Below are 13293 nucleotides of genomic sequence, written 5' to 3'. Positions count from 1 at the left end.
AAAATTGGATAGAGGATTACTTTGAGTTTTTCCGGATATACACATCGACCGCTGCCGTGATCGCCGCCACTTCTTTCCCCTGGCGGAGCGAATCTCCCAGCGTCTGCATACGCGCCTCCTCCTCGTGGAGGTAACGGCGCAGGCTCGACGCGATGTGCTCCTCCTGCAGGAAGTGCGTATGGGTGTCGCCGGCTATGAAGTGGGCGTTGTGCATGATCGCGTAATGGAGTGGGAGCGTCGTCTTCACCCCCAGGACGACGTACTCGTAGATCGCCCGGCGCATCCGCTGGATCGCCTCCTCGCGGTTGGAGCCCCAGCCGCAGAGTTTCGAGATCATCGAGTCGTAGTGCGCCGGGATGGTGTAGCCCATGTGGATTCCGGAATCGACCCGTATCCCCGGGCCGCCCGGAGAGCGATAGCGGACGATCTTCCCCGGATCCGCGGTGAAGTTGTTCAGCGGGTCCTCCGCGTTGATCCGGCACTCGATCGCGTGTCCCCGGATGCTGACATCCTCCTGGTCCATCGCGAGGTCTTCCCCGGCCGCGATCGCGATCTGCTGCTTCACCATATCGATCCCGGTGATGAACTCCGTGACCGTATGCTCCACCTGCAGCCGGGTGTTCACCTCCATGAAGTAATGCTTCCCGTTCGAGTAGAGGAACTCTACCGTGCCGGCGTTCTTGTAGTTCGCAGCCTTTGCGGCCGCGATGGCCGACGCAGTCATCTCCTCCCGGAGAGCGGGCGTCATGATCGGACAGGGCGCCTCTTCGAGCAGTTTCTGGTGCCGCCGCTGGATCGAGCATTCACGGTCGTAGAGGTGAACGGTGTGCCCCTTCGCGTCTGCAAGGACCTGGATCTCGATATGGCGCGGTTTCGCGAGGTACTTCTCCACGAAGACCGTCGGGTCCCCGAAGGCGGAACCTGCTATCCGCTTCCCCCCTTCGATTGCCTCCTCGAGTTCCTCCTCGCTCTCGACGATGTGCATCCCGATACCGCCGCCGCCCGCGCTCGCCTTCACCACCACCGGATAGCCGATATCGGCGGCGACCTTCTTCGCCTCGTCGATGCTCGTCACGCCGTCCGGCGTGCCCGGAAGGACCGGGACGCCGGCCTCGCGCATCATCCGCTTCGACCCTATCTTCGAGCCCAGCGCCTCGATCGTCTTCCACGACGGGCCAATGAACGTCAGGCCCTCGTCCTCGACAAGTTTTGCGAACCCGGCGTTCTCCGCGAGGAACCCATAGCCCGGGTGGATCGCCTCGGCCCCGGTCTTCTTTGCCACGGCGCAGATCCGCTCCTTGTTGAGGTAACTCTTCGACGGATGCGCCTCGCCCACGTTGAACGCCTCGTCGGCATACTTGACGTGAAGCGCGTTGCTGTCCGGATCGGAGTAGATCGCGACCGTGTCGATGCCCAGTTCCCGGCAGGCGCGCATGACCCGGATGGCGATCTCGCCGCGGTTGGCGATCAGGATCTTGTCAAAGTATTTCATCGCCCTCGCGCCTCTCACTCAATGACCATCAGCACATCGCCGTTCTGTACGACATCCCCGGCGGTCACGAAGATCTCCGAGACCGTGCCGTCGCGGGGGCTGGGGATGGGGTTCTCCATCTTCATCGCCTCGAGGACGATGAGCGGATCGCCCTTCTTGACGGCGCCTCCGCGCGCGACCATCACCTGCAGGACCATGCCCTGCATGTTGCTCTTGACGCCGCCGGCGACGTCCCCGCGGGGACGCGCATCCTTCGCAGACGAGGCTGCCGAAGATGTCGTGACCGCGCCTCCTTCGACGGTGATGATCCGGACCGAGAAGATCTCTCCGTCCACCTCAACCTCCATGGAGCGGGGGATCTCCGCGACACTCGCCGGCGCGCCGGCCGCCTTCTCGGGGATCGTCTCGGCCTTGCATTCGCCCCGGAGGAACGTCGGCGCGATGTTCGGGTAGAGGATGTAGGTGAGGACATCCTCCTCCTGGTTGACGAGGCACTGCTCCATCGCCTCCTTCTTCATCTGCTCGTAGATGGGCGCGAGTTGATCCGCCGGGCGAACGGTGATCGGCAACTCGTTGCCGATGATCATCTTCCGGATCTCCGGGCTGACCGGGGCGGGAGAACGACCGTAGAGGCCGAGGACGTAGTCCTTCACCTCTTTCGTCACGTTCCGGTAGCGCTCCCCGTCCATGAGGACGTTGAAGACCGCCTGGGTGCCCACGATCTGGCTTGTCGGCGTCACGAGCGGCGGATAGCCGAGATCCTCCCTCACGCGGGGAACCTCGTGGAACACCTCATCAAGACGATCGAGCGCGTCCTGCTCCTTGAGCTGCGAGACGAGGTTTGAGATCATCCCGCCCGGGAGCTGATAGATCAGCACGTCCGAGTCGACCCGGTCGGCGATCGAGTTGAAGAGCGGCTCGTACTTCTGCCGCATATCGCGGCAGATGTCCCTGACTTTGCGGAGCGCAAGGAGATCGATACCCGTGTCTCGCGCCGTCCCGGCAACGCTTGCTACGACGCTCTCCGTCGGCGGCTGGGAGGTGCCGAAGGCGAATGGCGACATCGCCGTATCCAGGATATCCACGCCTGCGTCGATGGCCGCCTGGTAACTCAGGGGCGCGACGCCGCTCGTGCAGTGGGAGTGGAGACAGACCCTGACGTCCGCCCTCTTCTTGATCCCCGTGATGAGGTCGCGGGCATCGTGCGGCATGATCAGGCCGGCCATGTCCTTGATGCAGATCGAGTCGCAGCCGAGCGAATAGAGCTCTTCTGCCATATCGACGAACGTCGCGACCGAATGGACGGGGCTCGTCGTATAGGATATCGCACCCTGCAGGTGCGCCCCGACGTTCTTGACCTCCGCCATCGCTTTCTTCATGTTCCGGATATCGTTTAATGCGTCGAAGACCCGGAAGATGTCGACCCCGTTTCGCGCCGACGCCTCTACAAATTTCTCCACCACGTCATCAGGGTAATGCCGGTAGCCCACGAGGTTCTGACCGCGCAGGAGCATCTGGATAGGGGTGCGCCGTAGCTCCGCCTTCAGCACCCGGAGACGTTCCCAGGGATCGTCGTTGAGGAACCTTATGCAGGTGTCGAAGGTCGCCCCGCCCCAGGCCTCGACGGAGAAGAAGCCTGCTTCGTCGATGGCCTGGGCAAGCGGGAGCATATCCTCAGTCCGGAGGCGAGTGGCGATGAGCGACTGATGCGCGTCCCTAAGCGTGGTGTCGGTGATATTGAGTGAACCTAATTTGGCAGCACACATCGATTTGTACACCTCGAAGGGCTGAGAAGATATCAATAAAGCCTCTCAAAAATTCATCCTACTAATATAAAAACGTCACTAAGAGGTAGAGCTGATAAAATGGCGGGTATTATGGCCGCCATTCCAGCGGGAACGTCCAGAGGATCCGTCCTGAACCGGGGACATATCTTTCCCCCGCTTGTGTATCCCCGTACCACAAGCAACCGCGCGGTCTCGTCGGCCCGCCGGATCTCCATGACGATGAGAGTGACGGCGAGCGGCACGATCGTGCGGAGACCCGGCCGGATACCTTTCAGCGCCATCGCCACCCGCACCTGCTCGACCTCCCGGCGGATCACGGAGAGGCCGCCAATCCCCATCTCAGCGATGAGCCCGACCTCGAACCCCACCCGGTTCCCGAGCGCCCAGACCGCTACGGTAAGCACCTCGCCATCCTCCGTCCCGGCATACGCCCACGCGGCGAGGAGGAGGATCACGGTCATCCGAAAGAAGTAGGAGAGCCCTGCGCCGCCGCCCCACGCCGAGACGAGCGCCGTTGCGGCAACTATCGCAACGAGCGGGAGCAGCACCCCCGGGCGGGGGAGTGATTTTGTGCGTGGTGTAAAAAGCAGCCACCAGACGAGTGCGGCGGCGGCTCCCACGGTGCTCGCGAAGGCTGCGAGCGAGAGGACGGCGACAGAAAGAAGTCTCAGCCGCGGATCCTGCATAGCGCCTCCCGGGCGTCGGAGAGCCTGATGTTCTCCGGGCGGGCGCCCTGATCCAGTGCATACCGAAGATACGATGGAGCGTGCCGCCAGGAGGGGATCGCGTCGGGGACGCTGCCGCGGGCTGCAAGAGCGCCTTCTTCCATCTCCCAGATCGTGTCCACCCGGGGAAGGATCGCGCGCTCGTGCGAGAAGACAATCGTAATACCGGAATCCCGCTCTTCGAGGACCGCGCAGGCCTTCTTCTTCGTGACGCAGTCGAGCGAGGCGAACGGTTCGTCGAGCAGTAACAGATCCGGGTCTCGCAGGAGCGCGCAGGCAAGGGTCAGCCGTTTGAGTTCGCCGCGGGAGAGGTGGAATGGGTCGTCGTCCGCGCGCGCCGACAACTCCGCGAGCCTGAGCGCGTCATCCGGGATAAGCCCCCAGGACGCGGCCTCCCCGGCAACCGTCGGGGAGGTGACGTGGTGCTCGGGGAACTGCAGCAGGAGTTGCGTCGTCAGGACGCCGTGCCGCCGGACGTCTCCGCTCCCGGGCCGGAGCAGGCCGGCAAGCAGGAGGGCAAGCGTCGACTTCCCGCTCCCCACCGGTCCGCTGACCAGGTGCACGCCCTCGCCGAACGTGCCGCTGCCCCGGAGGGAGAACGAGCCCCGCGAGAAGGTGAGATCGAGAAGTTCGACTCTCACCGGGAGACCCTCCAGACCGTGGGATAAAAGCACGTTTCATCGAGCGCGGAGAAGACCTCCTCCGGGGTGCCGTGGTGCCGGACGCGGCCGTTCTCCATGAAGAGGACGTAGTCCGCGGTGGCCGCGGTGTCCATCGACTGCGTGCACCAGATCACGTGAGCTGCGGCGTTCTCCTGCACCACGCGCCGGACGCGCTCCGCCGTCACGCCGTCCAGGTGCGAGTCGGCCTCGTCCAGTATGAAGACCTCGGGGTCGCCGGCACAGGCGGCGGCCAGCGCGACGAGCGCCTTCTCCCCTCCGGAGAGATCTGCGACCTTTTTGCCGAGGAGGTGCGGGATGCCGACCACCTCAGCGGCCGCCCGGACCATCCCGTCCGTCTCGGGGCAGGGGCGGTGGCGGAACCGGGGCGTCGACGCGATCTCGTCGTAGACCCGGGAGAAGAGGAGCGTCCGGTCGGGGAACTCCCCCACCCAGCCGACCTTCACGGCGGACGGAGGGCGGTCGAGGAGCCGGACTGACCCTGCTTCGGGCTCCTCGATGCCGGAACAGACCGAAAGAAGCGTCGTCTTGCCGCTCCCGTTCGGCCCGATGACGGCGATATGGCGCGCATCCACCGCGAGGTCGGGGATGTCGAGCAGCCGGTGCCGGAGATCGATGATACGGATCATGTCACACGTTTTCCTATGGTATAGGCGGCCGCGACCTTCACGACCTCGCCGACGGCGAACGGGGCGACGCCGACCAGGATGGCCTGGTAGAGCGAGAGCGATGCCGAGCAGGCGAGCCATGCGACGCCGAAGGCATAGGTGAGAACGGTTGCCGCGATCAGTCCCCCGACCCGCGCGGTCGGCGATTCGTGTTCGTAGGCGAGCCCGGCGACGAGTGCGGCGGGGATGAAACCGATCAGGAACCCGCCCGTGGGACCGAGAAGCACCCCGAGGCCCGCCGTGCCGTTGTGGTAGACCGGGAGGCCCGCCGCCCCGAGGAGGACGTAAAGGGCGACGGGGATCACCGCGTATCGCTTCATGACGATCCCGGATAACAGGACGAAAAGGGTCTGGAGCGTGAGCGGAACCGGGGGGAGCGGTATGGATATCCAGCTCCCGGCGGCGATCAGCGCGATGAAGGTACCGCTGTAGGCGAGAATCCGGGCCCTGTGGATCATGTCAACCTGTTTATTTTGAGTGGTTGACATAAATGTCTGTTGATGCACGAACGCCGGGTAACCCCGGCGGTTCCCATCACATAATCTCCGGAGAATGCCGGGAGAGGGCAGTAAGGTGGACGGATGATCCTGGAGACATGCTCGAAAGAAATTCTCAGGGTGTTCCGTTACCGGGGGAAGGTCTTCCCCGGAGCCCGGTACCCTAAAAAGTGTATGAGTGGTTAGAACTGGAAACAGTCCCCGGCGATGACCCGCTCAACCTTTCCGTTGTCCTTCCGGATGATCAGGGCGCCGCGGGCGTCGATATCGATCGCCTCTCCCGCGAAGGTCTTGTTGATCGTCTTGATGACCACCCGTTGGTCGATCGTCATGGAGAGGCTCTTCCACTCGCGGATGATGGAGTCGTATTCGCCGTCCTCGAGCTGCTGGTAGCGCAGTTCGAACTCCCGGAGAACCCGGGCAAGCAGCGCCACGCGGTCGACCTCGTGGCCGACCTCCGCCTTGAGCGAGGTCAGGATATCCTTCAGGGGAGACGAGAGTTCGGTGAGCGATATGTTCGCGTCGATCCCGATCCCGAGCAGGGCGTAGTGCACGGTATCCGCCTCGGCAGCAAGTTCCAGGAGCAGGCCGCCGACCTTCTTATCCCCGATGAAGATGTCGTTGGGCCACTTGATGAGCGCGGCGATGCCGTACTCCTTGCGGATGGCACGGGCAATCGCGACCGATCCGGCCATGGTGATCATGAAGAGGTGATCGAGCGGGATCTTTGGTTTCAGGAGAATGGTGAGCCAGATGCCGCCGGCAGGCGAGACCCAGGCGCGTCCGAGCCTTCCTACCCCGCCGGTCTGCTCCTCGGCGATGATCACCATGCCGTGGAGTTTTTCGGGGTCAGTCTCGGCGGCAAGTTTCTTCGCGATCCAGCCCGTGGAGGCGGTGTTGTCGAAGTGACGGATCTGCCGTCCGATGACCCGGGTACGCAGTTTCTTGTTGATCTCGTAGGGAAGGAGCCGGTTGGTCTTCTCCTCGAGGCGGTAGCCTTCCGCCCGGGACGACGATATCCCATACCCAAGCCTGCGGAGTTCGCGTATCTGCTTCCAGACAGCCGATCGGGTGATCCCCAGCTGCTCTGCAATCCGTTCCCCCGATACCGGGCCGGGCGATTCTTCGAGAATCTTCAATACGTTGATTGCCGTATCCTTCATGTCCATTACCTTTTCGCTGCAGGCGACTCGGTCGGGAGCGGACACGGGTCCTCGCCGCAGACCTGCCTCCGGATCACCGTGCTCTGCTCCATAAAACCCGCCAGATCAAAGATGCCGGTCTGATCGACGATGCCGATTGCGCAGATTGCGTTGCCCTCTTCGTCCCTCACCGGCGCCACCACCACCGGGATGCCTTTGTATGGGCCGCTCGGGGGCCTGACCCTCAATGTGGCGTTCTCCGCCAGGACCTCCTCGAGGATCGGACCGGTATAGGCCTCGTCGATCACCTCCCCGTCCTCGACCCTGACCCCGGGGTGTTCGCGGGACCGTGCCGTAACGGGCAGCCGACCAAGCAGATCGTGAATACATACCACGATCGGGATGAGATCGCGCGCGCTCGAAGACGCAGAGACGACGTATTGATTCATGGCCGTATCCATACTGTTCATCAGGTTTTATCTAAAATAATGTTTCCCTATCTCCGCAGGAGAACTCCTTCAAGAATTCGCGTGACGGGTACTCATGGATGCTGGTGACCAGGACCATTCCGTCGCCGAGCGACTTCTGGATAAGAAGCGCCTCGCCATCGGGGGTGGCGGCAAGCGTCTCGCCGCCGTGCGACGGGAACGAGCCGTCGCACTCGACGGCGTCGAGGTCATACCCCGAAAAGAGGGAGTTGAAGGGGCCCTCCCGGGTGAACCGGACAGCACGCGGCCCGTAGCCGAACGCATAGGTCACCGGGAACGGGAGCCAGTCGTAGGCGTCCTCACGGCAGCACCCCGCGCCGAAGACCAGCAGCCGCCCGCCATTCTCGATAAACCGCCGGATACGCCCTTCTGCAGCCCGGAGAGCAGGGAGAAGGTTCGAATAGGCCGGGTTCGCAAACCCCGTCGGTATGATGAGCGCACCAAACCTCCCGCGCCAGAAGGGAGATGCGAGCATGTTCGGGTTGACCGACTCGCAAGCGCCGCCGCAGTCCTCGATGAGGCGTGAGAAGATCAGGGGGTTGTCCCAGAGCAGCCCTGTCCTGCCGGTCACCCCTTGATCACCCCGAGCGGGTCGAGCCTTGCAACGATCTTCGAGAGGCCTGCCTCGTGCACGACGCGGACAACCTCCCCGCTTGGCTTGTAGACATCAGGGGCCTCCTCGGCGAGGACGGAGTCACTGTGGGCGCGCACCAGGATGCCTGCTCCTGCGAGCTGCTCCCGGAGTTCCCGGCCCTTGACCTCCTTCTTCGCTTTCGACCGGCTGAGCACCCTCCCCGCGCCGTGGCAGGTGCTCCCCCACGTCTTCTCCATCGCGGCCTTCGTGCCGTGGAGGAGGTAGGATGACGTCCCCATGCTCCCCGGGATGATCACCGGTTGCCCGACCGCGGCATACTCGCGGGGGATGCCGGGGACGCCCGGGCCGAACGCCCGCGTCGCGCCTTTACGGTGGACGCAGACCTCCGTCAAGACACCGTCGACGTCGTGGCGCTCGAACTTCGCGACGTTGTGCGCGACGTCGTAGATGAGCCGCATCTCGTCGTACTCGATCCCGAAGACCTCTGCGAAGACCTTCCTCGCTTCGTGCATGATGACCTGCCGGTTTGCCCAGGCGTAGTTTGCAGCCGAGACCATGCCCCCGTAGTAGGCGCGGCCTTCCGGGGAGTCGACGGGGGCGCAGGCGAGCTGCCGGTCGGGGAGGCGCACCCCGTACTTCGCGGCCGCGCTTTCAAGCGTCCGCAGGTGGTCGGTCGCGACCTGGTGGCCGAGGCCGCGCGAGCCGCAGTGCACCATGAAGCAGACCTGTCCTTCGGCGATCCCGAAGGTCTTTGCCGCTTCGGGGTCGACGATCTCCCTCGCCACCTGGATCTCCAGAAAGTGGTTGCCGGCGCCGAGCGTCCCGAGCTGCGGCAAACCCCGCTGGCGCGCTTTGGCGCTGACCGCGCCGGGGTCGGCACCCGGCATCGCTCCCTCGCCCTCGCACCGGACGAGGTCGGCCTCGATGCCGAGCCCGCGCTCGACCGCCCACCGGGCGCCGTCGACCATGACCGCGGTGAGATCCTTGTTCGAGACCCGCAGGTTGCTCTTTCCTCCGACGCCGGTCGGCACGGCGGCAAAGAGCCGCTCGATCACCTCACGTTTCTTGCCGGCGAGATCGGCCTCGGTGAGCGGCGTCGTGATCAGCCGGACGCCGCAGTTGATGTCGAACCCGACCCCGCCGGGGGAGATGACCCCTTCGGTCATATCGAACGCGGCGACGCCGCCGATGGGAAACCCGTATCCCCAGTGGATGTCGGGCATGGCAAGCGAGTGCTTCACGATCCCGGGAAGCGTTGCGACATTCGCGAGCTGGCGGACGGCTCCCTCTTCGAGCGTCTCCGCCAACTCCCGGGATAGGAAGAATCGCCCGGGTACCCGCATCTCGGGGACGTATCCGATAGGAACCTCCCATTCGAGATCCCCGATCTTATTGATTCCGGTAAGCATGGCAATCACTCAGATATCGAAGATGATCTCCACCACGTAACCCTCTTCTTCTTTAACGATTTCGAGCCCGAAGTAGGATATGCCCTTGATGAGCGCTCCCGCCGAGTGCCGCGCGGGGTCGAACAGCTCGCCCCTGAGGTGGGCGGAGAGCCGGGTGCCCCGGAGATCGACGTCGAAGGTGCAGAAGACGGTGTTCTCGACCTCGGTGACGAAGAGCAGTTCCGAGAGGTAGTCGATGAGAAGCGATTCAAGGTTCTCCGCCTCGATCTCGATCCTCCGCTCGATACCCCGATCCTCGCAGGGGCCGTACATCACATGGAACATCGCGCGCCCCGCCTCGGCAAAGAGTTCGGTCAGGTCCGCGCCCCGCACCCGCATAAGGACGTCGGCGGTGTGCTCCAGTTCTTCAAAACTCATGATCAGAAGTCTTCGTAGAATATGGGGATCATTCCCCTGTGGATGGAATCGATGTAGCGGGCCTGATACTTCGAGATATAGACGGTATAATCGCCGATCTGAATCTGCAGGTCGGTCGCCTTCGGTGGTTTGACCGCTACCGGCAGGAGGATGGGTCCGCTACAGGATGTGCTCACCCGGAAGTCGCGTTTTCTCTGGAGGATATACGATCGGACATCCTCCGTGACATATATGCCCTGTGACTGCCCTGGCTCCCCAACATCGCTCTGCATGGTAGTCTCACATATTGGCGGCGTGGCTAAAAAAGTGGTATGGTTTTCGGGAACTACGTCGCCACGAGGACGTTCGCCACCACGTCCACGTACTGATCTTTCAACTCGTAGATGGAGTTTGTTCCCTCTGCGTTGCGTCTCACGTGCAGGATGCCGATACGGGATGCAATGATGCCTACCATCGACGCAATGGAGTGATAACTGATCGAGAACCGCTCCTGCAGTTTCTCGTGGATCTGGGGTATGGTGAGAGATTTCACTTTGACGAATAGGTTGAGCAACTCATGCCGGATACCGTCCCGGTCACGTGAGAGATAACCTTTGAGTCGAGATTCTATCTCTTTTTTGAGCTCACCGGGCGATCTCATATGTGGTAGTAATTCGGGATTTTATATATATCTTTTCTTTTCACCCGTTTAATTACGTGTTCTGCCAGGAGGACGACAATTGTCTGACGAAATTGCTCCATGTCGCTTATCACGACGTTTTTTCCTGTAATTCATGATAATGTTGGTTAGATCCGTTTTTAACGAAAAATACTCGCAATTTTGTGGCGGCCCTTTTCCACATCCCTCTTCGCGGCGCGCATAAACTGCACCCTCCTTGCCCCGGAGTGTGAACGCCGCCGGGCGCGCATACGCTGGAGCGATACCGCATGAGGGAACGCCCCGAGATGGCCCCCTCTCCGGTTTCCTGCCGGGACTCCGTTCTTACCGGCTATTTCAGGAATATCCGGGCGAATAACAGGTTCCACCGCATATCCATGAGCAACCCTTTAACCTATCACACCCGAACATTATTGCAGCATGGAATTTTCCGGATATGACATCAACAAATACTCTCCGCGGCAGATGGTAGCGCTGCCTCTCGCCCTTCTCCTCCTTGCCCTGGCCGTGCTGGGCTACACCACGCTCGCCACCGGCCTGCCCCTGACACCGGGCATCGACTTTGCGGGAGGAACGGCGGTCACGGTCTTCACATCCGACAGCAGAGAGACGATCGAGGCGACGTTCGCCGGGTATCCGCTCCTATCGGTGGGTGAGGGTGTCGGCGACGGGAAATACGTCCAGTTCGGTCCCATGGACGACGACCAGTACCGGAGTTTCTCCGCGCTCGTCAATGAGAAGTACCCCGGTGCAAAGGTGGACCAGATCGGCGAGACATTCGGGAAGACGCTCCAGAGCCAGGCCTTCCTCGCCCTGATCTTCTCGTTCATCGGGGTGGCCATCGTGATCTTTATCGCGTACCGAAACCCCGTTGCGTCGGGCGCCATCGTCCTCGCGGCCGCTTCCGATATCACCATCACCGCCGGGGCCATGCAGGTCCTCGGCATTCCGCTCTCCCTCGGGACGACGGCGGCCCTGCTGATGCTGATCGGCTACGCTGCGGATAGCAACGTCCTTCTGACTACGCGACTCCTGAAGCGCAAGGGCAAGTTCGAAGAGAAACTCTCCGGCGCATTCAGGACCGGGATCATCATGACGACGACGACGCTCGGAGCCATCGTCGCCATGTGGGTTGTCGCTACGGCGGGGCAGATCCAGATCATCAGCGCGATCGCAAGCGTCCTCATCATCGGACTCCTCGCCGACATGATGAACACCTGGATGCTGAACGCCGGGATTCTCAAAGCACACATCTTCAGGAGCGGTAAGAAATGAATAAAGAAACCTTAACCAATCTCGTCAAAGACTGGCGGGTCGCCCTGCTGCTCCTGCTCGTGATCGGCTCCCTCGTCAGCATCTACCTCGCCCCCCCGAACCCGGAGAAAGGGCTCGAGGGGAACCTCCAGTTTGGTCTCGATCTCCAGGGGGGCTCATGGCTGCAGATGGAGTTCCAGTCCGTGGTCGTGGCCTACTCGACTGACGGGTCAGTCGGCGACCTCATTGAGAACCTGCGCACAGGCCTCGAGACAGAGGTCATCCAGATCGACGAGAATCACCTCGAGATCCGAAAGAATGTCTCGCGTGCCGATCTCGAACCGATCTTCGCGGCATCGGGCGCCTCGATCGTCACCTACCAGGAGGGCGTATCGCCGTTCACCGCAGACGAGGTGAAACGGATCCTGAACGAGAAGGTGAACGCCCTCGGGATGCAGGATGCGAGGATCAACCTGCTCACCCCGACAGGAAGCGAGTATCCCCAGTACGTCCGGATAGAACTCGCCGGCGTGGATATGGCGACGGCACAGGAGATCGTCGGCACCCAGGGCCTCTTCGAGATACGGGTCCAGACGACGGGCAACGAGACCGAGCACGTCCTCTACGGCGACCAGATCACCAGCGTCGGCGTGCCGCAGAGGGACACCTACGGCCAGTGGGGCGTCGGGTTCTCGCTCACTGATGCGGGTGCGGAGGCCTTCCGCGCCGCCGCCATCGAATCCGGAGCGGTCGACAACCCGAACGCTCATCATCTCGTGATGATCCTCGACAACGAGACCGTCTACAGCGCCCCCCTCTCCGGAGAACTTGCGGGACAGATCCGGTCGGGCCCGGTCAGTTCGCTCTCCGCGAGCACCGGGACCGGCGACTCCGGGCGTGAAGATGCGATGACGCTCCAGATTCACCTGCGGGCCGGCGCCCTGCCGGTGAAGGTGGATATCGTCGGCTCCGGCTCCGTCCCGGCGGCGCTCGGCGAGCAGTTCAAGATGACGGTCGCCCTTGCCGGGATCATCGCGCTGCTTGCCGTGGGGGTCATGGTCTACTACCGCTACCGCGAGCCCTCGATCGTTCTCCCCATGCTCGCCGTCAACTTCGCCGAGATCGTCATCCTTCTCGGGATCTCCCGGTTCATCATACAACTCGATCTCGCCACGATCGCCGGCCTGATAGCGGTGGTGGGTACCGGTATCGACCAGCTCATCATCATAACGGACGAAGTTCTCCATGAGGGGCGTGTCCCGTCGCAGAACCTCTACCTCAAGCGGTACGGGCGGGCGCTCAGGATCATCGCCATCTCTGCGGCGACGGTCGTCATCGCCATGCTCCCGCTGGCGCTGATGGATCTCTCCACGCTCCGGGGCTTTGCCATCATCACCATACTCGGCGTCCTGATCGGTATCCTGGTGACGCGGCCCGCGTACGGGAAGATTATCATGGCGATTCTCTCGAAATAACACCCC

At 62.5% G+C, this 13293-nt stretch carries 15 protein-coding genes; 2 read left to right on the top strand and 13 right to left on the bottom strand.

Annotated features, from left to right (window positions below; translation table 11 throughout):
• Window positions 1-16 precede the first annotated feature (16 nt).
• The 13 genes from FKB36_RS07235 to FKB36_RS07175 all read right to left on the bottom strand — a co-directional run bounded on the left by FKB36_RS07235 (window position 17) and on the right by FKB36_RS07175 (window position 10540).
• Window positions 17-1492: an acetyl-CoA carboxylase biotin carboxylase subunit gene (locus tag FKB36_RS07235; RefSeq protein ID WP_261597392.1), complete on the bottom strand. Its 1476-nt coding sequence runs from the start codon at window positions 1490-1492 to the stop codon at window positions 17-19.
• Between the two features lie 14 nt (window positions 1493-1506).
• The gene (gene oadA, locus FKB36_RS07230; RefSeq protein WP_261597391.1) at window positions 1507-3258 is read right to left on the bottom strand and encodes a sodium-extruding oxaloacetate decarboxylase subunit alpha; all 1752 of its coding nucleotides are present in this window, start codon (window positions 3256-3258) and stop codon (window positions 1507-1509) included.
• A gap of 53 nt (window positions 3259-3311) precedes the next feature.
• Entirely contained in the window at window positions 3312-3965 is a 654-nt protein-coding gene (locus FKB36_RS07225; RefSeq protein WP_261597390.1) for an energy-coupling factor transporter transmembrane component T, read from the bottom strand.
• Window positions 3947-4645: an ATP-binding cassette domain-containing protein gene (locus tag FKB36_RS07220; RefSeq protein ID WP_261597389.1), complete on the bottom strand. Its 699-nt coding sequence runs from the start codon at window positions 4643-4645 to the stop codon at window positions 3947-3949. Before FKB36_RS07220 ends, FKB36_RS07225 begins: the two co-directional genes overlap by 19 nt.
• Entirely contained in the window at window positions 4642-5313 is a 672-nt protein-coding gene (locus tag FKB36_RS07215) for an ATP-binding cassette domain-containing protein (protein WP_261597388.1), read from the bottom strand. Before FKB36_RS07215 ends, FKB36_RS07220 begins: the two co-directional genes overlap by 4 nt.
• Window positions 5310-5810, bottom strand: coding sequence for a biotin transporter BioY (locus FKB36_RS07210; protein ID WP_261597387.1), 501 nt, complete (start codon window positions 5808-5810; stop codon window positions 5310-5312). The genes FKB36_RS07215 and FKB36_RS07210 overlap by 4 nt, the downstream gene beginning before the upstream one ends.
• 221 nt (window positions 5811-6031) lie before the next feature.
• Window positions 6032-7012: a biotin--[acetyl-CoA-carboxylase] ligase gene (locus FKB36_RS07205; RefSeq protein ID WP_261597386.1), complete on the bottom strand. Its 981-nt coding sequence runs from the start codon at window positions 7010-7012 to the stop codon at window positions 6032-6034.
• Window positions 7013-7017: 5 nt separating this feature from the next.
• On the bottom strand, window positions 7018-7461 hold the full coding sequence (locus FKB36_RS07200; protein ID WP_315901827.1) for a DUF2111 domain-containing protein: 444 nt from the start codon (window positions 7459-7461) through the stop codon (window positions 7018-7020).
• Between the two features lie 10 nt (window positions 7462-7471).
• Window positions 7472-8050, bottom strand: coding sequence for a hypothetical protein (locus FKB36_RS07195; protein ID WP_261597385.1), 579 nt, complete (start codon window positions 8048-8050; stop codon window positions 7472-7474).
• Window positions 8047-9483, bottom strand: coding sequence for an RtcB family protein (locus FKB36_RS07190; RefSeq protein WP_315901826.1), 1437 nt, complete (start codon window positions 9481-9483; stop codon window positions 8047-8049). Before FKB36_RS07190 ends, FKB36_RS07195 begins: the two co-directional genes overlap by 4 nt.
• 9 nt (window positions 9484-9492) lie before the next feature.
• On the bottom strand, window positions 9493-9900 hold the full coding sequence (locus FKB36_RS07185) for an archease (RefSeq protein WP_261597384.1): 408 nt from the start codon (window positions 9898-9900) through the stop codon (window positions 9493-9495).
• A 2-nt stretch (window positions 9901-9902) separates the two neighbouring features.
• Window positions 9903-10172, bottom strand: coding sequence for a hypothetical protein (locus FKB36_RS07180; RefSeq protein WP_261597383.1), 270 nt, complete (start codon window positions 10170-10172; stop codon window positions 9903-9905).
• 53 nt (window positions 10173-10225) lie between these two features.
• On the bottom strand, window positions 10226-10540 hold the full coding sequence (locus FKB36_RS07175; protein ID WP_261597382.1) for a DUF2551 domain-containing protein: 315 nt from the start codon (window positions 10538-10540) through the stop codon (window positions 10226-10228).
• A 438-nt stretch (window positions 10541-10978) separates the two neighbouring features.
• Here FKB36_RS07175 and FKB36_RS07170 point away from each other — a divergent pair, with 438 nt between their 5' ends.
• Both FKB36_RS07170 and FKB36_RS07165 read left to right on the top strand, forming a co-directional pair.
• A complete protein-coding gene (locus FKB36_RS07170; RefSeq protein WP_261597380.1) occupies window positions 10979-11833 on the top strand; it encodes a protein translocase subunit SecF in 855 nt (284 codons plus the stop codon).
• Entirely contained in the window at window positions 11830-13287 is a 1458-nt protein-coding gene (locus tag FKB36_RS07165; protein ID WP_261597378.1) for a preprotein translocase subunit SecD, read from the top strand. Before FKB36_RS07170 ends, FKB36_RS07165 begins: the two co-directional genes overlap by 4 nt.
• Window positions 13288-13293 lie beyond the last annotated feature (6 nt).

This window comes from Methanoculleus formosensis (assembly GCF_025384765.1).
Lineage (GTDB): Archaea > Halobacteriota > Methanomicrobia > Methanomicrobiales > Methanoculleaceae > Methanoculleus > Methanoculleus formosensis.
Note: the sequence above shows the minus strand (reverse complement) of the source record. Positions and strands in the feature narration are given on the sequence as shown.